This window comes from Chryseobacterium piscicola (genome assembly GCF_900156685.1).
Lineage (GTDB): Bacteria > Bacteroidota > Bacteroidia > Flavobacteriales > Weeksellaceae > Chryseobacterium > Chryseobacterium piscicola.
On sequence record NZ_FTOJ01000003.1, the window covers coordinates 264,630 to 283,303 of the forward strand.

At 33.4% G+C, this 18,674-nt stretch carries 18 protein-coding genes, 1 tRNA gene and 1 other RNA gene; 4 read left to right on the top strand and 16 right to left on the bottom strand.

What is annotated here, in order from left to right:
• Positions 1-207 precede the first annotated feature (207 nt).
• Positions 208-1,158: a glycosyltransferase family 2 protein gene (locus BW939_RS07210; protein WP_076451251.1), complete on the bottom strand. Its 951-nt coding sequence runs from the start codon at positions 1,156-1,158 to the stop codon at positions 208-210.
• A gap of 16 nt (positions 1,159-1,174) precedes the next feature.
• Positions 1,175-1,774 carry a DUF4199 domain-containing protein gene (locus tag BW939_RS07215; protein ID WP_076451253.1) on the bottom strand — a complete coding sequence of 200 codons (600 nt, stop codon included), beginning with the start codon at positions 1,772-1,774 and terminating at the stop codon, positions 1,175-1,177.
• Between the two features lie 132 nt (positions 1,775-1,906).
• Between BW939_RS07215 and ffs the strand changes: the two genes are divergently transcribed.
• Positions 1,907-2,004, top strand: an RNA gene (gene ffs, locus BW939_RS07220) — signal recognition particle sRNA small type.
• A gap of 62 nt (positions 2,005-2,066) precedes the next feature.
• Here ffs and BW939_RS07225 read toward each other — a convergent pair.
• The 5 genes from BW939_RS07225 to gyrA all read right to left on the bottom strand — a co-directional run bounded on the left by BW939_RS07225 (position 2,067) and on the right by gyrA (position 8,977).
• A complete protein-coding gene (locus BW939_RS07225; RefSeq protein ID WP_076451255.1) occupies positions 2,067-2,753 on the bottom strand; it encodes a metal-dependent hydrolase in 687 nt (228 codons plus the stop codon).
• 21 nt (positions 2,754-2,774) lie between these two features.
• Positions 2,775-3,707, bottom strand: a complete 933-nt coding sequence (menA, locus tag BW939_RS07230) for a 1,4-dihydroxy-2-naphthoate octaprenyltransferase (RefSeq protein WP_076451257.1) — start codon at positions 3,705-3,707, stop codon at positions 2,775-2,777.
• 87 nt (positions 3,708-3,794) lie between these two features.
• Positions 3,795-4,631, bottom strand: a complete 837-nt coding sequence (locus tag BW939_RS07235) for a 1,4-dihydroxy-2-naphthoyl-CoA synthase (RefSeq protein ID WP_076451259.1) — start codon at positions 4,629-4,631, stop codon at positions 3,795-3,797.
• 626 nt (positions 4,632-5,257) lie between these two features.
• Positions 5,258-6,289, bottom strand: a complete 1,032-nt coding sequence (locus BW939_RS07240) for a tetratricopeptide repeat protein (RefSeq protein WP_076451261.1) — start codon at positions 6,287-6,289, stop codon at positions 5,258-5,260.
• Positions 6,290-6,391: 102 nt separating this feature from the next.
• A complete protein-coding gene (gene gyrA / locus BW939_RS07245; protein WP_076451263.1) occupies positions 6,392-8,977 on the bottom strand; it encodes a DNA gyrase subunit A in 2,586 nt (861 codons plus the stop codon).
• Positions 8,978-9,124: 147 nt separating this feature from the next.
• Between gyrA and BW939_RS07250 the strand changes: the two genes are divergently transcribed.
• Positions 9,125-9,439 (top strand): DUF4286 family protein, encoded by a 315-nt coding sequence (locus BW939_RS07250; protein WP_076451265.1) that lies wholly within the window; start codon positions 9,125-9,127, stop codon positions 9,437-9,439.
• A gap of 41 nt (positions 9,440-9,480) precedes the next feature.
• Here BW939_RS07250 and BW939_RS07255 read toward each other — a convergent pair whose 3' ends face one another.
• From BW939_RS07255 to uvrA, 6 genes are all read right to left on the bottom strand, one after another.
• A complete protein-coding gene (locus tag BW939_RS07255; protein WP_076451267.1) occupies positions 9,481-9,768 on the bottom strand; it encodes a hypothetical protein in 288 nt (95 codons plus the stop codon).
• 105 nt (positions 9,769-9,873) lie between these two features.
• Positions 9,874-10,368 (bottom strand): GNAT family N-acetyltransferase, encoded by a 495-nt coding sequence (locus tag BW939_RS07260; protein ID WP_076451269.1) that lies wholly within the window; start codon positions 10,366-10,368, stop codon positions 9,874-9,876.
• A gap of 3 nt (positions 10,369-10,371) precedes the next feature.
• Positions 10,372-10,884 carry a DUF421 domain-containing protein gene (locus BW939_RS07265; protein ID WP_076451271.1) on the bottom strand — a complete coding sequence of 171 codons (513 nt, stop codon included), beginning with the start codon at positions 10,882-10,884 and terminating at the stop codon, positions 10,372-10,374.
• A 93-nt stretch (positions 10,885-10,977) separates the two neighbouring features.
• A complete protein-coding gene (locus tag BW939_RS07270; protein WP_076451273.1) occupies positions 10,978-11,379 on the bottom strand; it encodes a hypothetical protein in 402 nt (133 codons plus the stop codon).
• 164 nt (positions 11,380-11,543) lie between these two features.
• Complete coding sequence (locus tag BW939_RS07275) at positions 11,544-12,329, bottom strand: leucine-rich repeat domain-containing protein (RefSeq protein ID WP_123891553.1); 786 nt, start codon at positions 12,327-12,329, stop codon at positions 11,544-11,546.
• A gap of 71 nt (positions 12,330-12,400) precedes the next feature.
• On the bottom strand, positions 12,401-15,229 hold the full coding sequence (uvrA, locus tag BW939_RS07280; RefSeq protein ID WP_076451418.1) for an excinuclease ABC subunit UvrA: 2,829 nt from the start codon (positions 15,227-15,229) through the stop codon (positions 12,401-12,403).
• A 206-nt stretch (positions 15,230-15,435) separates the two neighbouring features.
• Here uvrA and BW939_RS07285 point away from each other — a divergent pair, with 206 nt between their 5' ends.
• Together BW939_RS07285 and BW939_RS07290 are read left to right on the top strand one after the other, a co-directional pair.
• Positions 15,436-16,005 (top strand): Crp/Fnr family transcriptional regulator, encoded by a 570-nt coding sequence (locus BW939_RS07285; protein WP_076451277.1) that lies wholly within the window; start codon positions 15,436-15,438, stop codon positions 16,003-16,005.
• Between the two features lie 206 nt (positions 16,006-16,211).
• Entirely contained in the window at positions 16,212-16,511 is a 300-nt protein-coding gene (locus tag BW939_RS07290; RefSeq protein ID WP_076451280.1) for a putative quinol monooxygenase, read from the top strand.
• 67 nt (positions 16,512-16,578) lie between these two features.
• On the opposite strand, the gene BW939_RS07295 is transcribed toward BW939_RS07290, so the two are convergent.
• The 3 genes from BW939_RS07295 to BW939_RS07305 all read right to left on the bottom strand — a co-directional run bounded on the left by BW939_RS07295 (position 16,579) and on the right by BW939_RS07305 (position 18,671).
• Positions 16,579-16,959: a hypothetical protein gene (locus BW939_RS07295; RefSeq protein WP_123891554.1), complete on the bottom strand. Its 381-nt coding sequence runs from the start codon at positions 16,957-16,959 to the stop codon at positions 16,579-16,581.
• A 29-nt stretch (positions 16,960-16,988) separates the two neighbouring features.
• Positions 16,989-17,062, bottom strand: a tRNA-Ala gene (locus BW939_RS07300).
• A gap of 193 nt (positions 17,063-17,255) precedes the next feature.
• A complete protein-coding gene (locus tag BW939_RS07305; RefSeq protein WP_076451285.1) occupies positions 17,256-18,671 on the bottom strand; it encodes an efflux transporter outer membrane subunit in 1,416 nt (471 codons plus the stop codon).
• Positions 18,672-18,674: the final 3 nt, after the last annotated feature.

Genomic DNA, 18,674 nt, shown 5'->3' on the forward strand with positions numbered 1-18,674 from the left:
AACTAATAAAATATATTACTTCTAATAAGAGGTAAAGTATGCAAATTTCTTATTTATAATTAAGAAAATAAAATAAGCGCAATAAAATTTGGTATAAAATTGAATATTCATTTTAAAACAAAAAAAATTCTAAGAAGTATTGTAATTACTCCTTAGAATTTGGAAATTTTTGAAATTTTAATATAAAAAAATAATTAAAACAAGAGTTTATATTACTTCATCAATATTGTAATTCTTATGCTCTCTATTGGTTCGAATAATCATTTCACCTAAAAACCCTGCAATAAACAGCAAAGTTCCCATCATCATCATTGTAAGTGCAATAAAAAACCAAGGATTATTGGTAATTAAATGTCCGTAAATTCCTTTTGCAACATCAATTAATTTAGAAACTCCTAACCAAAAAGCTGAAAGAAAACCCATTATAAACATAATTGTTCCAGCGGCTCCGAAAAAGTGCATCGGTCTACCTCCAAAACGACTTACGAACCAAAGTGTTACAAGATCAAGAAAACCTCTGATGAATCTTTCTGTTCCGAATTTTGAAGTACCATAAGGTCTTGCTTGATGCGGAACTTCTTTCTCTGTAATTCTTCTAAAACCTGCATTTGCTGCCAAAACCGGTATGTATCTGTGCATATCTCCGTATACATCAATAGATTTCACCACTTGTTTTTTGTACGCTTTCAAACCACAATTGAAATCATGAAGCTCCACTCCGGATACTTTTCTTGCTGCAGCATTGAAGAGTTTTGACGGAATGTTTTTTGTCATCACATTATCAAAACGTTTTCTTTTCCAGCCAGAAACGATGTCATAATTTTCTTCCACTACCATTCTGTAAAGTTCAGGTATTTCTTCAGGGAAATCTTGCAAATCGGCATCCATCGTGATAACAACATCGCCGTGAACTCTTAAAAATGCAGCGTGCAGAGCTTGAGATTTTCCGTAATTACGAGAAAATTTAATACCTTGAACTTGTGGGTATTGCACCTTCAGATTCTCAATAATACTCCACGATAGGTCTGTACTTCCGTCGTCTACAAACCAAACTTCGTAAGATAAATTATTGGTTTCACACGTTTTATTGATTCTTGAGAAAAGTTGTTCCAAAGAATCTTCTTCGTTCAATAACGGAATAACTATAGATAAATTCATTTAAATTAAATAAAAATTAGAGTTGAGTAGGTGTTTCTTGATGAACAGTTCTCGTTCTGAAAAATGCTCCGAAAAACAACGACAAAACTAAGTAAAATATCAGTATCGCTGCAAAATAACCTGAAAAATGACTCGCTGTAAGCATATCTTTTCCTTTTACTGCATCATCACTCACTCTTTGAAGGCCTTCTTTATATTTTTTTTCTAGCTCATCAATTTCTTTTTGATGTTTGATGATTTTTTTTGCTGAAGTATATTCTTTATTCAATTCTGTTCTCTGCCTTTCAACATATTGATAGTTTAGCAGTTTTTTCGCATCGGTATCAATGAAATTTAAAAAAGTAAAAATAGTCACAATTGAAAGAAAACCTCCAATAAACATCGGATAAAATGCTCTTTTGAATGCTTCCTTAAAACTCATCACGTTTGCCGTGTTCCAATACGATTTCACAGACCAGAAAGCAGTTCCTGCATATAAAACAGGAAGTACAAAAGCGTTGACTTTCAGTGTAGTATCAAAATAATTGATTCCTGAAAAGAAAGAATAAACTACAAAAAATACAATCATTGTAGCAATAAAAAGGACGATACCTAAGTTGGTTGGACTTTTAGCCATATTTAAAAAATTTACTTAAAGATGAAAAATTATTTACTTAAATTTCAGCAAATTAGCGTTTATTAAGTCTGTTTTCATCATTTTTTTCTGTTATACAGTTTTGAGGTTTAATATTAATTCCTATATTTGCAACGGCAAGTCCTAAACAACCAGCTCCTGAGAACCCTCCAGGGTGGGAACGCAGCAAAGGTAATTGGTCGTAGCGGTGTGATTTAGGTAGCTTGCCATTTTTTTTTTTATAAATTAAGAGATTAAGATGATTTTATTAAAATTACTTAATCTCTTAATTTTTTTATATACTGAAGCTTTCTCCCAATTGAGGTAAGACTAATTCAATATTTTTAGCAGCAAAATGTTTAGCTGCATCTTCGTGATTAATTTCTATTGCTGGGAAAGTATCAAAATGACATCCTATAACTTTTGGAGTTTTCAATAATTCTGCTGCAGCAAATGAAGCATTTTTAGCACACATTGTATAATGACCACCGATTGGAAGAATAGATAAGTCTAAATTGCCGTACAACGCAGGAAATAATTGCATATCTGCCATCACTCCCGTATCCCCAGCTAAATACACATTTTTACCTTCAGGAAGACTGAAAATGTAACCTACAGGCACTCCACCATAGCTACCGTCTGGGAATGAACTTGTATGCTGTGCCGAAACCATGGAGATTGTTAAATCATCAATTTTCATAGAACCTCCCAAGTTGATATCAGCAGTATTTTTTGCACTGTTAAAATAGCCACACACTTCCGGAACTGCAATTAGCATAGCGTCAGGATGATGTTCTAGTACCTCTACTACATCAGCTATATGATCTCCGTGAGCATGAGTCAATAGGATATAATCAATTTTTTGTGCTGAGATTTGAAATCCAGATTCAGCCTTTTTGTAATTGTAAAAAGGGTCACACAAGATATTTTTCCCTTTATAAGTGAACAAAAAACAATTTTGTCCTAAGTATTGTATTTTCATTTTTAAATTTATTAAACTTGTTTAATTGCCAAAATAATTTAATCCCAAAACAGTTAAAACTGCCATTACAAGCGTTAGAATTCCAACTTGTTTCAAAAAAGGATCTAGTTCTTTCGGTGTTTTTACAGACATGATTTGGCGCCTGATTTTCATCATAGGTAAAAGTAAAATCAGAACGATAAACACATAGTACTGTTGTGTCTGGAGGAATCCTTGCAGGCAAAGAAATACGAAAATTAAGATAATTGGCAGTTGAAGGAGTATAATTTCATAAATCATAGCATTTTTAAAACCAATTCTCAAAGCAAAGCTGTTTTTACCTGATAATCTGTCGCTTTCTATGTCTCTCATATTATTCAGGTTTAATACCGCCATGCTCATCATTCCAACAGCTGCACCCGGAAGTAAGATATCCCAGCTAAAGGTTTTGGTAAATAGAAAATAACTTCCGCAAACTGAAACCAAACCGAAGAATATAAAAACGAATAGGTCACCAAGTCCCATATATCCGTAAGGCTTTTTACCCACAGTATATCCTATTGCAGCCAAAATACTTGCGACCCCCAAACCGATGAATAGGTAAAATTCATTCATGTATTTAGGGATAAATGCTAAATATAAAAGCGCTACCGTAGCTACAAAAGATAAAATAGAAAATAAAATCACTGCATTTTTCATTTGTTTAGCTGTGATTTTTCCCGATGCAACCGCTCTTGTTTCTGCTTCGGTAGCCCTTTCTGCATCAGTACCTTTCACACCGTCACCGTAATCGTTGGCGTAGTTTGACAAGATTTGATAAAGTAAAGTTACCAGAAGTGCTAATGCAAATATTTTCCAATCCCAAATTTCTCCTTCGCTGTAAAGCCTCCATTTTGCGATGAAAGACCCCATGATAATTCCGCTCAAGGAAAGCGGTAAAGTTCTTAGCCTTGCGGCCTGTATCCAATCCTTCATAATTTTTTAGATGTTAGATGCTAGATGTTAGGTGTTAGTGAATTGAATTATTAATTATAATTTCTAACCTCTAAAAACTAATTTCTATTAAGATATCCACTGATCTTTTCCGAAATCTGGCTTTCTTTTTTCTAGGAATGCGTTTCTACCCTCTTTGGCTTCTTCGGTCATATATGCCAAGCGGGTTGCTTCCCCTGCGAAAATCTGCTGCCCTACCATTCCGTCGTCTGTAAGATTCATTGCAAATTTCAGCATTCTTATAGAAGTAGGAGATTTAGCTAAAATTTCTTGTGCCCATTCGTAAGCGGTATCTTCCAGCTCGTCGTGAGGAATTACGGCATTTACCATTCCCATTTCCAATGCTTCCTGAGCAGAATAGTTTCTACCTAAAAAGAAAATTTCACGGGCTTTTTTCTGACCTACCATTTTTGCTAGATACGCAGAGCCGTAACCTCCATCAAAGCTAGTAACATCGGCATCTGTTTGTTTGAAAATTGCGTGCTCTTTGCTTGCTAGAGTTAAGTCGCAAACCACATGAAGTGAGTGGCCACCACCTACAGCCCATCCAGGAACTACAGCAATTACAGCTTTTGGCATAAAACGGATCAAACGCTGAACCTCAAGAATATTTAAACGGTGTCTACCATCTTCACCAACGTAACCCTGTTGGCCTCTGGCTTTTTGATCTCCTCCGCTGCAGAAAGCCCAAACTCCGTCTTTTGAACTTGGTCCTTCGCCTGAAAGCAATACTACACCAATAGATGGATCTTCTGATGCATCATAAAAAGCATCATACAATTCTGAGGTTGTTTTGGGTCTAAATGCATTGCGGATATCCGGTCTATTGAAGGCAATTCTTGCCACACCGTTGCATTTTTTATAAGTAATATCGTCGTATTCTTTAACAGTTTTCCACTCAATCATTTTATAATAATTTTGCCCAAAGATAAGGATTTAGAGAAGAATTTTCCTTGTAAATTTTATGATAATCGTTTGGAATTTATCGGAATTTTTAATTAAAAAAAATAGATTGTTTTGCCAAATTTATCAATTATGAGATTTAAATAGATAAGTTTCGGTTAAGTTAATAATATGAATATTTTTTAAGCCAACAGCTTTTAAATTACTTGAAAATTTAGTCACGAATGTTTGTTCTGATGAGCATAGATTCCTCTTAAATTACCATTAAAAGGAATTTTATTATTAATCATGTCCATCTGAAAAGAATTTGTAATTCTAATAATTTATTTAATAACTATTGGCAAAATAAACACTGCTCTGGAGAAGATATTTTGAATTCTTTAGACCTTTTACTTAATTTTTTTTAAGCTTTACAAAATTTCTTACAAATTCGGAACGTGAAATTTGAGCAAGGTTTACAATAGGGTATTCTTGTGAAAATCTATATCTCTGGTACTTTTATATTTATGAGCTAAAAGAAGCAGAAAAAAATAAGTTATTTTTTTTTTTTTTTTTTGAATCTCATTTTCAATCAATTAAAAAATCCCGAAACAAAAATGTCTCGGGATTTTATATCAATAGAAATAAAATTATTTCGTTTGCTTTGCTTCTAGTTCAGCTAGTTTTGTTTTGAGAGCGGCAGCTTTCTCAGTGTTTTTTGTAACGGTATAAATATCTTTCAACGTAGAAACTGCGTCAATATTTTCTGGTTGCAATTTGTACCAATTTTCTGCATAAGGTAATGCTTTAGCAAAACGAGCTCTTCTTTGTTCAATGAGTTTCATTCCTTCAGTCTTATTGGTTCTGTTGGTTTCATTGATTTTTTTTACAGCAGCATCTTCATCTCCAATTACTGCGTAGACAAGATTCATGTGTGCATTAGAAAAACCAGGTTTCAACTCAATTGCTTTCTTGAAAGATGCTTCAGCTTCTGCTGCATTTGCCGTATTTTTAGACTGAAGAACTCCTAGGTTATACCAGTTTTCAGCATTATTAGGATCTTTTGCTAACTGCTCTTTGATAACATTTGCAAATTTATCATTGTTTCCTGAAGCATAATATGCCGTGCCTTGAAAATCTTTTAATTTTTCATTGTTAGGAAACTTAGCCAAGCCTTTTTCTATTAGTTCAATTGCTTTGTCGTTTTGTTTTGAATTGAGGTAAAGAGTAGCCAAAGTCTCATACAATTCTTGTTCTAAAGAAGGTGTTTTCTCTTCCTTAAAATTTGTAAAGTCTTTTGATTTACCTTTCAAAGTTTCCCACATTTTTTTATCAAAAGATTCCACTTTACCTTGTTTATCCGTAGCAGTATAACTTGTTTGAACTCCCGTGTAACCACTACTAATTAACTCTTCAAATATTTTTGTAGCATCTGGGATGTTATTGTTTAGAGCATAGCTTAATGCTGCGTTGTATTTAAAGGTTTCATCAGTAGCACCATTTGCTTTTAAAATTTCATAGGCTTCTAAAAATTTTGGTGCAGCAACTGCATAGTTTTTTGTATTATATGCATCTAATGCAGCTTTGTTTGCAAGTTCAAACTTTGCGTTAGCATCTTTATCTTTTTGAGCAAATGTAAACGAAGATGCTAAGATTGCTATTCCTAAAATCAGCTTTTTCATATGGAATTATTTATTGGTTTTTATTGTTATATGGAATCGCTAACTAAATCGGTGTTTGTTTTTGCGAATCATAGCGATTTCATATTATTTTTATTTAAAAATTTATTCTTCAGAATCAGAGTTTTCAGTTTCGCTTTCTGGGTTTTCGTTTTCCGGAAGGATTTCTGCGGTACTTTCTTGGTTATCTGTTACAATTTCGTTTTCTCCTTCTAATTCTTCAATATCGTCTTCAACATCCTTATCCATCGCAACTTTTGCAATAGCGGCGATTTCGTCGTTTTTCTTCAGGTTGATCATTTTTACACCTTGGGTATTTCTACCCATCACTCTCATCTCATCCATTCCCATTCTTATGGCAACACCAGATTTGTTGATAATCATTAATCCGTCTTCATCTGTAACATTCTGGATAGCAATAAGATCTCCTGTTTTTTCTGTGATGTTTAATGTGATTACCCCTTTTCCGCCTCTGTTGGTTTCTCTGTAATCTAAAACTGCTGTTCTTTTTCCGTATCCTTTTTCAGAAACTACCAAAACAGTTTCGTTCTCAAGATCGTTGGCAACAATCATACCGATTACTTCGTCATTTTCTTCCAAAGTAATTCCACGTACACCAATGGAGCTTCTTCCTACTTCTCTTACTTTTTCTTCTGGGAAACGGATACATTTACCATTTTTGGTAGCAATCATGATTTGAGATGTTCCGTTTGTTAAATAAGCACCTAAGAGTTGGTCATTATCTCTTATTTCTATAGCGTTTACTCCGTTTACTCTTGGTCTAGAATAAGCTTCCAATGAGGTTTTTTTGATGGTTCCGTTTTTCGTTACCATTACCACGCTCATTTGATTAACGTATTCTGAATCTTTAAGATTATTGGTTCTGATATAGGCTTTAATTTTATCGTCTGGTTCTATATTAATAAGGTTCTGTACCGCTCTTCCTTTGGATATTTTTGAACCTTCAGGTATTTCAAATACTCTTAGCCAATAACATCTTCCTTTTTCTGTAAAGAACAACATGTATTGGTGGTTGGTTGCTGAAACAATGTACTCAAGGAAATCTGAGTCTCTTGTTGTAGCAGCTTTATTACCCACACCTCCTCTACTTTGAACTTTGTATTCTGAGAGTAAAGTTCTTTTTACATATCCTGCATGCGAAATGGTAAGAACTACTTCTTCGTTTGGAATAATGTCTTCAATTGACATTTCACCTCCAGAATAATCTATTTCTGTTCTTCTTTCGTCGCCGTATTTTTCTTTAACTTCAATTAATTCGTCTTTTATGATTTGGAATCTTCTAGGTTCGTTTGCTAAAATATCTTCTAAATCAGCAATTTCTTTCATAATTGCGTCGTATTCATCACGAATTTTATCAAGTTCCATACCCGTCAAACGAGCAAGACGTAAATCGAGAATGGCCTGAGCCTGAATATCCGAGAGTTCAAATTCTAAGATTAATCCCTCTTTCGCAGCCTGCGGATTTGCAGAATGACGAATGATAGAGATAGCTTTATCTAAAGAATCTTGAGTTCCAATCACCTTCATGAAGCCTTCTAAGATATGGGCTCTTTCCTTTGCTTTTCTAAGCTCGTATTGAGTTCTTCTTACAATTACTTCATGTCTGTGTTCCACAAAATGGTGGATGATATCTTTTACATTCAGTTGCTCTGGTCTGCCGTGTACCAATGCGATATTGTTTACACTGAAAGAAGTTTGTAGCGAAGTATATTTATATAATAAATTTAAAACTACATTAGGAATCGCATCATTTTTCAGCTCATAAACTATACGAAGACCTCTTCTGTCAGACTCATCTCTGATTTCATAAATTCCGGGAATCTTCTCATCTTTTATCAACTCTGCAGTTCTGGCAATCATCTCTGCTTTGTTTACCTGATAAGGGATTTCGCTTACAATAATGGCATTTCTGTTGTGAACTTCTTCAAAGCTAACTTTTGCTCTCAAAACAACTCTACCCCTACCTGTATGGAAAGCATCTCTTACGCCATCGTACCCATAAATAATTCCTCCTGTAGGAAAATCGGGAGCAATGATGTGTTGCATCAATTCATCAATGGTAATTTCTTTATTATCGATGTAGGCACAAATTGCATTGATGGATTCTGTAAGGTTGTGTGGCGCCATATTGGTCGCCATACCTACTGCAATACCAGAAGTTCCGTTAACCAAAAGGTTCGGGATCTTTGAAGGCATTACGCTAGGTTCCGTTAAACTGTCGTCAAAGTTATTTTGAAAGTCTACCGTCTCCTTATCAAGATCTGATAATATTTCGTCGGAAATTTTCTTTAATCTAGCCTCTGTGTAACGCATTGCTGCAGGCGGATCGCCGTCCATAGACCCAAAGTTACCCTGGCCGTCAACTTGAGGATAACGAAGACTCCAATCCTGAGCCATTCTTACCATTGCATCGTAAACAGATGAGTCACCGTGAGGGTGATATTTACCTAATACGTCTCCAACGATTCTGGCAGATTTTAAATATTTTCTATTCGAAAAAACTCCTAACCCATACATACCGTACAATACTCTTCTGTGAACAGGTTTTAAACCGTCTCGTACGTCCGGAAGTGCTCTTGAAACAATTACCGACATCGAATAATCGATGTATGATGACTTCATTTCATCAACGATGTTAATAGGAATCAGCCTTTCTCCTTCTCTTTGCATATAAAAGTTTATTATGATGATTATCAGAACGTTGTTTGTACGTCTGAAAATTATTTATTTGTGTTAAATTATAACGTGCTAATTTAAGAAAAAAATACCGATTTTTGCATTAGATTTGCATCTAAAATATTAAATAAATCATAAAACATGAGTGTATTAAGCATTACCTTCCACTGTCCGAAAAATAACCTCGAAGTATGGGCTAAATATGTAGATGAAGAACTTTTTCTAATGACAGAAAACCTTTTGGATGTGAATAAATATATCCTTTCTGAAGTACAAAGTGACTATATTGAAGAAGGTAAAAACTATAATTTGCTTTTGATTTTTGATGACATCAATCTTCGTGAAGATTTTATAAAAAGTGAGTTAGAAAATATTGCTGAACGGATAGAGAAAAAATTTGGACAAGATATTATGATTTTCAATACGTTTTTGGATCCTATAAAAACGAGAATTTAAAAATAAAAACTGACTGCTAAAAAGAGCAGTCAGTTTTTTACTTATCTGTGATTGATGATAATTACTGTTTTTCTTGGTGAGTAATGTCTCATTTTTCTATTATTCTGCTTATAAGCCAGCCTTGAAGGTCTGTGATGCGCTACAGATCCGTAGTAAAGATGTCTTTGTGGTTTTCTATAATGATGTGCTACTCTTTTGTGATGGTGTTTTACTGATTTGTAATAGTACTTTCGATCTTTATTGTGATGTCTTTGTGCATTTACAGTACTAAAACTTGCTGAAAAGATAAAAATCAGAAACATAGCTGTAATTTTCAACCAACTCTTCATAATTCATTGTTTTAAAATTATTGATGTAAGTCTCCAATATAAATGCCAATCATAATTTAGGCTAAAAAATATAATAGTTTTTAAGGGTTTTTATGAATTTTTATGCTAAAATATAGCTTCACTACGTCTTTCTAGCATCACAACATCTTTCCATTCTCCGTGTAGTTTTCCAAGTTTTTTTCTTGTCCCTACAATTCTAAATCCGAATTTCTGATGAAACTTTATCGAAATTTCGTTTTCCGGAAAGATATTTGCTTGCAAAGTCCAAAACCCATGTTCTTCACTGTCGGCGATTAATTTTTTGAGCAGCATAGATCCCAACCCCATTCCGTGATATTGGTTATCAAAATAAATACTAATCTCTGCAACCCCGCTGAAGCAGTCTCTTTTGCTTGTTGGTTTCAAAGCACACCATCCAATCACTTCACTTTTTTCGTTTTCCAAAATCCAGCGGCAATTGTTGAAAAACTCCATGTCCCAAGCTTCTTCTGTGGGAACAGTAGTTTCAAAAGTTACAATTTTACTATCTATTCCTTGCTGGAAAATTTCTAAGACCCTTTTCTCATCGCCGGGACGCATTTCTCGTAATTCGTAATACATTTTTTAAAGATATTTTCTTTTATTTTTTCTTTTAATCCTTGTATAATGGGTTTGATCTCTGGTTTTATCCATAGAAACTACACTGATATTACCATCAACTTCCAAAATAGAAAGTTTTACATTTTTTATGCCATCAACACCATGCTCTCTGATAGATTCTTCGAGTTCATCAACGCTTATTTTCACTCTGTTCAAAGCTGGTTCATCTATTTTGCCATCTCTAATCAAAATTACGGGATCTTCTTCCAAGAAGCTTTTAAATTTTGGATTTTTAAACATGATTCTTTTCAAAATAAAATTTGCTGCAAAAAGCACCAATGCTGCAATGATGCCACCTTGCAAAGATGTATCTGGGCCAACCATTGCGTTTTGAACAGCATTTGAAATGAGGAGAAGCAAAACCACATCACCAGCATTGAGTTGTGAAAGCTGATTTTTTCCAAACACGCGAATAGCTACTACCATAAAAAGGTAAATGCATAGTGAGCGAAATACAACGTTTACTATTTCTTCCAAAATTGAGATTTAAAAAACTCAAATTTAATGAATTGATGCCAATAAAAAAACTGCCCGTGGAGGCAGTTTGAAAAAAGTATAATGAGTTATTATCTATCTGTTGTTGATATCAACTCTCACCGGCATTACAAAACTTGATGCAAGCATTTTATCATTGAGTTTCGAAGGATTCATTCTGTAATGTAAATTGCTTAAAATCTTTTCAATTTCTTTGCTTACATTTTTGCAATCTCCTTTTGAATGTACATTTATGATTTTACCGTTTTCAGCAACATCAAATTTCACTTCAGAATTTACGATTCCTTGTTGGTAATCTTGGTTTGTAAAATCAAAATTAGACATCAATAGATTTCTTATTTCATTGAAAGCATCATTCTTATTCAGTTGAACTTCTTTAATGGTATTGTCTGAAGATATCTGAGCTTTCGTGGTATTAAATACTGTTGCAAAGGCTAATACGAAAACTGAAGCTGCGAATATTTGAATTTTTTTCATATGTTTATGATTTTTAGAGTTAAATATTATTATTGTTTCTTACTTTCTAAATCAAAGATATATAATTTAATTCATATAAATTTCACATTGAGTTAACATTGGGTTAACATTAGAAGTTAATAAATTGATTTGCAGTTGTTTAAATTTTTAAAATAATTAAAAAATTAACATTGGGAATGAAAATACTGTCGTAAATCGTCTACATGATTCTCGTAACCATAACCCCTTAATTCTAAATTAGTATTGTTCAGAAAAGGATTACCTTCTACATTGATATAATTCAAATTCTTGAAATTCAAAATTTCTTTTATAATTTGAACTTCATTTATATGGTTGTATTTGAGGTTTAAGTGTTCTATTTCTTTTACAAATTCCAAATTCATCAATTTATTAATCCAATTATTCCTTAGGTCCAAATATTTCAGATTACAATTACAAAATGCCTCAAAATCTAGTGCTGTAAGGTCATTAAAATCAATTTTTAAAACTTTTAAATTTCTTAGATTTTCAAAATTTTTTATTTCTTTTATATGATTTAATGTAAAATAAATTTCTTCTAAATTTTTAAGTTTTTCTAGTCCTATAATTTTAGTAATTTGATTGGATGTAAGATTTAATATTTTTAAGTTAGGATTAGAAATCTCATTCAGTTTCACAATTTTATTATTGCTGAGGATTAGTATTTCTAATTTTCTGAGATGTTGTAGATTTTCAATGACTTTAAGTGAATTGTTATAGAAATTTAGATAAAGTACTTCCTTTACATCTTCAAAACCTTTAATTTCATCAATTTTATTACCAGAAAGATTCAGTCCTAAAACATTTTCTTTTTTATCGAGCAAAAACAAATTATTTCTATCAACATTCAATATATCATCTTTGCAAAAAGTCTGCTGAAGCTGAATATTGTATAGTTTTTCAAGAGCTATAATTTCTTTCGGCTTTTTCATTTCATCATTATTTTCATAAAAATAAAAAGAATCTGCTTTCACAAATTCTTTTTTATAATTACTATTTTGTATTACATTTCCTTCTTTAGGTATTTCCCTGTTAAAGATTTTTTAGATTTAATAATCTCTTCCGGTGTTCCTTTCGCAATAATCTCACCGCCATACTTTCCACCTTCTGGTCCCACGTCAATAATATGATCTGCTAATTTAATAACATCCATATTATGTTCAATAATGATGAATGAATTTCCTAATTCTACCAGTTTATTAATGGCATCCATCAAAATTTTCACGTCTTCAAAATGCAACCCAGTGGTAGGTTCATCAAGAATATATAGCGTATTTCCGGTTTGTCTTTTTGCTAATTCTGTTGCTAACTTGATACGCTGTGCTTCACCTCCAGAGAGTGTGGTTGATTGTTGTCCCATTGTTATGTAGCCTAAACCTACATCCTGTAAAGTTTTTACTCTTGCAAAAATCTTAGGAATCGGCTGGAAAAAATCAACTGCTTCATCAATCGTCATATCCAACACATCGGAAATAGATTTTCCTTTGTAACGAACTTCCAGCGTTTCTCTGTTGAAACGTTTTCCGTTGCAGGTTTCGCAGTGTACGTAAACATCGGGTAAAAAGTTCATTTCAATCACTTTCAAACCACCTCCTTGGCAAGTTTCGCATCTTCCGCCTTTTACATTGAAAGAAAATCTTCCAGGTTTGTAGCCACGAATTTTAGATTCAGGTAATTCTGAAAATAAGTTTCTGATATCGGTAAACATTCCTGTGTAAGTTGCTGGGTTTGAGCGTGGTGTTCTGCCAATAGGCGTTTGGTCTACATCTACAATTTTGTCAATATTATCAAGACCATCTATTTTTTTGTAAGGTAAGGGTTCCTGAACGGCTCTGTAGAAATGCTTGTTGAGGATAGGATACAAAGTTCCGTTAATCAAAGAAGATTTCCCACTTCCTGAAATACCTGTTACCACCACCAGTTTTCCTAAAGGAATATCAAGTGTTACATTTTTAAGATTGTTTCCTGTTGCTCCTTTTAAGACGATACTTTTACCATTCCCTTCTCTTCTGACTTCCGGAATGGCAATTTTTCTTTTTCCATTAATATAATCTGCCGTGATGGTATCTGCTTTCAGTAAATCTGCAGGTTTTCCCTGCCAAAGAATTTCCCCTCCGAATTTTCCGGCTCTTGGACCAATATCTAAGACCTCATCAGCTTCCATGATCATGTCTTTATCGTGTTCTACAACAATGACGGAATTTCCGATGTCACGGAGGTTTTTCAATGAATTAATTAGCCTTTCGTTATCTCTTTGGTGCAAACCTATACTTGGTTCATCCAAAATATAAAGAACGTTTACCAACTGTGAACCAATTTGTGTTGCCAATCGAATTCTCTGTGATTCTCCACCAGAAAGGGTTTTTGAACTTCTGCTCAAACTTAGATACTCTAAACCAACATCCAATAAAAACTGAAGTCTGGTTTCTATTTCCTTTAAAATTTCATGAGCAATAATTCCGTTCTTCTCAGAAAATTTATCTTTTACGTCTCTCAGCCAATCTTTCAGATCAGATAAACTTAGCCCATTAATTTCAGCAATATTTTTACCGTCTATTTTAAAACTTAAACTTGAAGGCTGAAGACGAGCTCCTTTACAATCTGGGCAGGTTTCTTCCGTAGTGAAATGTCTTTCCAGCAAAATAGCTTCATAAGATTCTCTTTCTTCGATTAATTCTTCCATAAAAGGAATTAAACCATCAAAACTAATTTTAATTTTCTTAGTAATTCCTGCGTATTTCAAATCTTTATTAAATTCTTTATGACAGCCGTGGTAAATATAATCTAACGCCTCATAGGGAATATCTTTAAAGGGTGTTGCCAATCCTAAACCAAAGATTTCAAGAATATTTTTTATTTGAGAAAGAATATATTTATTAGATTTTATATCTTCCAAAGGCAACAAACCTCCTTGGTTGATTGATAATTTTGGATTTTCAACAAAATGATCAGTGTTTATCTTTTTTATAGTTCCTAAACCTTTACAACTCGGGCAACTTCCTTTTGGAGAGTTGAATGAAAACGTGTTCGGCTCTGGTAAAGCTAATGAATGCCCTGTCGCGTCATCCATCAAATTTTTAGAAAAATATTCAATTTCTGTACTTCCCAGTTTTTGAATTCCTATTAAACCTTCCCCCATTTCCATGGCAGTTCTTAAAGACTTCTCCATTCTTGTTTCAGAAGCAGATTCCCCAATAATCCAACGATCTATTACGATATCAATATCGTGAGTTTTGTAGCGATCGAGTTTTAGATCATATTCTATATCTTGTAATTCGCCATCAATTCTTGCTTGCCCGTACCCTTTTTTTGCCATTTGTACAAAAAGCTCGTGGTAATGCCCTTTTCTAGAGCGTACAACAGGCGCCATCAACATGATTTTTTCGCCTTTATAATTTTGTTTAATGGTATTCAGAATCTGATCTTCTGTATAACTTACCATTTTTTTTCCTGTAGTTTGAGAATAAGCATCAGAAACTCTGGCAAACAAAAGACGAAGATAATCATACAGCTCTGTAACAGTTCCTACAGTAGAACGAGGATTTTTGTTGGTCGTTTTTTGCTCAATAGCAATCACAGGAGAAAGTCCTTCTATTTTATCAACATCGGGACGCTCCAAGCCTCCTAAAAACTGTCTTGCATAAGCAGAAAAAGTTTCTATATAACGACGCTGACCTTCTGCAAAAATTGTATCAAAAGCCAATGATGATTTTCCACTTCCCGAAAGCCCGGTTATTACAACCAACTCGTTGCGAGGAATTTTTACATCAATGTTTTTGAGATTGTGTTCTCTGGCTCCGTAAACTTCTATATATTCTTTAGATTCGCTCATAATTTGGAGTGATTTCACATGAAAATCACGATTGGCAAAATTACGGAATTTTATGGAATCTATATTGTTAAAAACAGCGAGATTAATTAAACTAGAATGTATAGGAGTTTTTGTTTTAAGAGCCTGTAATAATTTTAAATAAAAAAAAATCACTTAGAATTTGATTTACTCATTTTACTTAAATTTACAAATAATTATACAAAACAATGAATAGGCTGAGAGATCATATTGAGGAAATCATTAAAGTTACAGATGAAGAATTTGATTATATCAAAACGTTCTTCACTATAAAAAACGTTCGAAAAAATCAGTTTTTGGTTCATGAAGGCGACGAAGTAAAGTATGAATTTTTAACATTAGATGGCATTTACAAGGTGTATTATGTAGACGAAAATGGGAAAGAGCATATTTTGCAGTTTGCAAAAAAGAACTGGTGGATGACTGATTATATAGGCTTTTTCAAACAAAAAAACGCAACGATGTTTGTAGAATGTCTGCAGGAAGGAGCTGTAGCTTGTCTTACATTGGAAGGAAGAGAACATCTCGCCTCAGAGTTTCATAAGATGGAATATTTTTTCAGAACAAAATTAACCAACGGATACATCGCTTTGCAACAGAGAATTATGCTCTTACTGTCTAGCAATCCTCAACAGCGCTATGAAGAATTTTCAAGATTATACCCCGATCTTATCTCTCAAATTCCTAAAAAATATGTTGCAGAATATTTGGGCGTAAGCAGGGAAACCTTAAGCAGATTGTATTTAAATGAGAAATAGTTTTATAGTCAATTTAAGTGTGATTTCGGTCACGCTTTTTTTGTGACTTCTCTCCTTCTATTGAGGCAATGGATAGACCTATATTTGGTAAAAATTTAAAACAATTTTAAAAAATATTATCCGACATTTATTTTAACTCAATAGTTAAAAGGATGAAATTAGAAGTGATGTTTATTATTCAAAATGACTATTAAAAACTTAAAAAAATGAATAAAAAAGAAATTTACGTTTATGCCAAATGGCAGGTAAAAGTTGGGAAATTGAATGACGTATTGCAAATTATGAAAGAAGCTTCACAAAAAAGTGCTGAAGAAAAAGGAAATTTGTTTTATAAAATTCATCAAAGTAAAACCGATGAAAATACATTGATTTTATTTGAAGGATATGAAAATGAATCTGCAGTAGAGTCTCACCGTAATTCTGAGCATTATAAAACTTTAGTTCTAGAACAGGTACTTCCTTTATTAGAAAACAGAGAAGTGATAGTAATGAATTCTTTGTTTTAGTAAAGTTGATGCAAACGAAAAACCACAGTTTTAGAAACTGTGGTTTTTTTATATTTTTTAGTGAAAATTACTTTTTGATTTTAGATCCTTCCCAATTTCCGGATCTCGCAGGATTGGGGATACTGTTGTTCCAAGTTCCGTTCCCTTTTTTCTCGGTGTTTAGCGTTCCGTTGAAATTTCCTTTTGCAGGCAATGCCAATTCTGAAACCAATTGGCCAGATCTGTCTAAACGACCATTGATAGAATAGTTTTCGTTGAAATTAATAGAATGCATTGTTCCGGTTACTTTACCATCATCAGCAACTACAAAGTTCCATTCACCTTTATCATTAGTTCCGGTGTAGGTTCCGGACCATGTTCCGATGTAGTCGTAAATCGTTAATTCGTCATCAGAGTTACAACCAATAAACATAAGAGCTGTGAACACAAGTAAAAAAAAATTCTTCATAAGATTACAAGGTTTGATAAAGTTTTTTGTGGAGAATACGGGATTCGAACCCGTGACCTTTTGACTGCCAGTCAAACGCGCTAGCCAACTGCGCCAATCCCCCATTTACTGCTTTTATTAGAAGCGATACAAAAGTAAGTAATAAAACCAGATATGCAAATAATTTGTTAAATTTTATTGAAGATGTATTTAAAATAATTACAAAATGCTTAAAATTTATCAAAAAAAAAGAAAACGTATGCCCGGAAAAGCATACGTTTAAAATAAGATTAAAATAAAATTCTAACGAAAGTAGATTATCTCCATCCACCACCTAAGGCTTTGTAAAGATCTACTACTGCTTTCATTTTGTTGTATTGGGCATTTGAGATATTAAGCTCTGCATTTAAAGCATTCACGTTGGCTGTAAGCACTTCAAGATAGTTTGCCATACCATAATTCACCAATTCTTGTGAAAAGTTTACCGAATTTTTGTATGCATTGAGTTCTTTGGTTTTTAAATCTATAAAAGAATCTTGAACAGTAAAAACTCTTATTCCATCAGAAACTTCTTTTCCAGCTGTGAGAACGGTCTTTCTGAAATTTAAATAAGCAATTTCTTTATTAGCGAGACTTACATCATAATTAGTCCTGATTTGTCTTTTATTAATAAGCGGCTGTGCCAACCCTCCTACAACACTTGCAAAAAGTGAGTTTATACTAAAAAGATGGTCGATATCCACAGATTGTACACCGCCAGATCCTGTTATTTTGAATGTAGGATAAAATTGAGCTTTTGCAGCATTGGTCAATTCAAACGCATTCATCAAATTGAATTCTGCTCTCATTACATCGGGTCTGTTGGCGAGAAGGCTTGCAGAATATCCCACAGCAATTTCTGAAGGAATTTTTTGTGCTTCCAATGTAGAACGCTCTATTTCTCGGGAAGGTTCTGCCATCAATAGGCTCATTGTATTTTCAAGAATCTGAATTTGTGTTTCAATATCTATTAATGAAGCCTTGGCATTATAAACTAAAGCCTCACTTTGCTGTACTGCAACTTCTGTAAGAATTCCGGCTTCTTTCAAAGCTTTCGTAGTTTCAAGATTGCTTTCTCTGATTACAATAGTTTTAGAAATAATTTTCTTTTGCTGATCGAAAGTTAATAATTGATAATAAGAAGACGCAATTGCAGCAATAAGATCATTTTTCACTGCTTTATGGGCTGCTATAGTTCCCCATACAGAGGCAATTTGTGCTTTTTCCTGAGCTTTTAATTTACCCCAAATATCTGCTTCAAAGCCTATAGTTGCCGTAATATCAAATTGATTAATGTATCTTCTTTCTCCAATAATTTGCCCAAATTGTGTATTGACAGACTGGGTTTGAAATGTATAATTCGGGCCGATAGAAACCGTGGGTTGATATGCTGCTTTACTTTGTTTAAGGTAAGCTTCGGCTGCCTCATAATTTTGAATTGCTATTCTAACATCCAGATTATTCTGTACTCCTTTTTCAATGTAACCCTGCAAAATAGGATCCGTAAAGATTTCTCTCCAAGAAAGTGCTGCCATGGACGAAGAATCTTTTGGAAGCATGTCTGTTCGGAATAGATTTTCTGGAGTAATTTCTTTTGGTCTTTCGTATTCTTTTCTGATGTTGCAGGAGAATAAGGTTGCCAAAGTAAGCACTGAAAAAGCTGTTCCTTTTATATAGATTGATAATTTTTTCATTTT

What these genes read in the sequence shown, in the direction of transcription:
- BW939_RS07250 (WP_076451265.1), top strand. Translation starts at nt 9,125, where the DNA reads ATGAGTGTATTAAGCATTACCTTCCACTGTCCGAAAAATAACCTCGAA.
- BW939_RS07235 (WP_076451259.1), bottom strand. Translation starts at nt 4,631, where the DNA reads ATGATTGAGTGGAAAACTGTTAAAGAATACGACGATATTACTTATAAA.
- menA (WP_076451257.1), bottom strand. Translation starts at nt 3,707, where the DNA reads ATGAAGGATTGGATACAGGCCGCAAGGCTAAGAACTTTACCGCTTTCC.
- BW939_RS07305 (WP_076451285.1), bottom strand. Translation starts at nt 18,671, where the DNA reads ATGAAAAAATTATCAATCTATATAAAAGGAACAGCTTTTTCAGTGCTT.
- BW939_RS07270 (WP_076451273.1), bottom strand. Translation starts at nt 11,379, where the DNA reads ATGAAAAAAATTCAAATATTCGCAGCTTCAGTTTTCGTATTAGCCTTT.
- BW939_RS07275 (WP_123891553.1), bottom strand. Translation starts at nt 12,329, where the DNA reads ATGAAAAAGCCGAAAGAAATTATAGCTCTTGAAAAACTATACAATATT.
- BW939_RS07240 (WP_076451261.1), bottom strand. Translation starts at nt 6,289, where the DNA reads ATGAAAAAGCTGATTTTAGGAATAGCAATCTTAGCATCTTCGTTTACA.
- BW939_RS07295 (WP_123891554.1), bottom strand. Translation starts at nt 16,959, where the DNA reads ATGAAGAATTTTTTTTTACTTGTGTTCACAGCTCTTATGTTTATTGGT.
- gyrA (WP_076451263.1), bottom strand. Translation starts at nt 8,977, where the DNA reads ATGCAAAGAGAAGGAGAAAGGCTGATTCCTATTAACATCGTTGATGAA.
- BW939_RS07285 (WP_076451277.1), top strand. Translation starts at nt 15,436, where the DNA reads ATGAATAGGCTGAGAGATCATATTGAGGAAATCATTAAAGTTACAGAT.
- BW939_RS07290 (WP_076451280.1), top strand. Translation starts at nt 16,212, where the DNA reads ATGAATAAAAAAGAAATTTACGTTTATGCCAAATGGCAGGTAAAAGTT.
- uvrA (WP_076451418.1), bottom strand. Translation starts at nt 15,229, where the DNA reads ATGAGCGAATCTAAAGAATATATAGAAGTTTACGGAGCCAGAGAACAC.
- BW939_RS07260 (WP_076451269.1), bottom strand. Translation starts at nt 10,368, where the DNA reads ATGTATTACGAATTACGAGAAATGCGTCCCGGCGATGAGAAAAGGGTC.
- BW939_RS07255 (WP_076451267.1), bottom strand. Translation starts at nt 9,768, where the DNA reads ATGAAGAGTTGGTTGAAAATTACAGCTATGTTTCTGATTTTTATCTTT.
- BW939_RS07210 (WP_076451251.1), bottom strand. Translation starts at nt 1,158, where the DNA reads ATGAATTTATCTATAGTTATTCCGTTATTGAACGAAGAAGATTCTTTG.
- BW939_RS07215 (WP_076451253.1), bottom strand. Translation starts at nt 1,774, where the DNA reads ATGGCTAAAAGTCCAACCAACTTAGGTATCGTCCTTTTTATTGCTACA.
- BW939_RS07225 (WP_076451255.1), bottom strand. Translation starts at nt 2,753, where the DNA reads ATGAAAATACAATACTTAGGACAAAATTGTTTTTTGTTCACTTATAAA.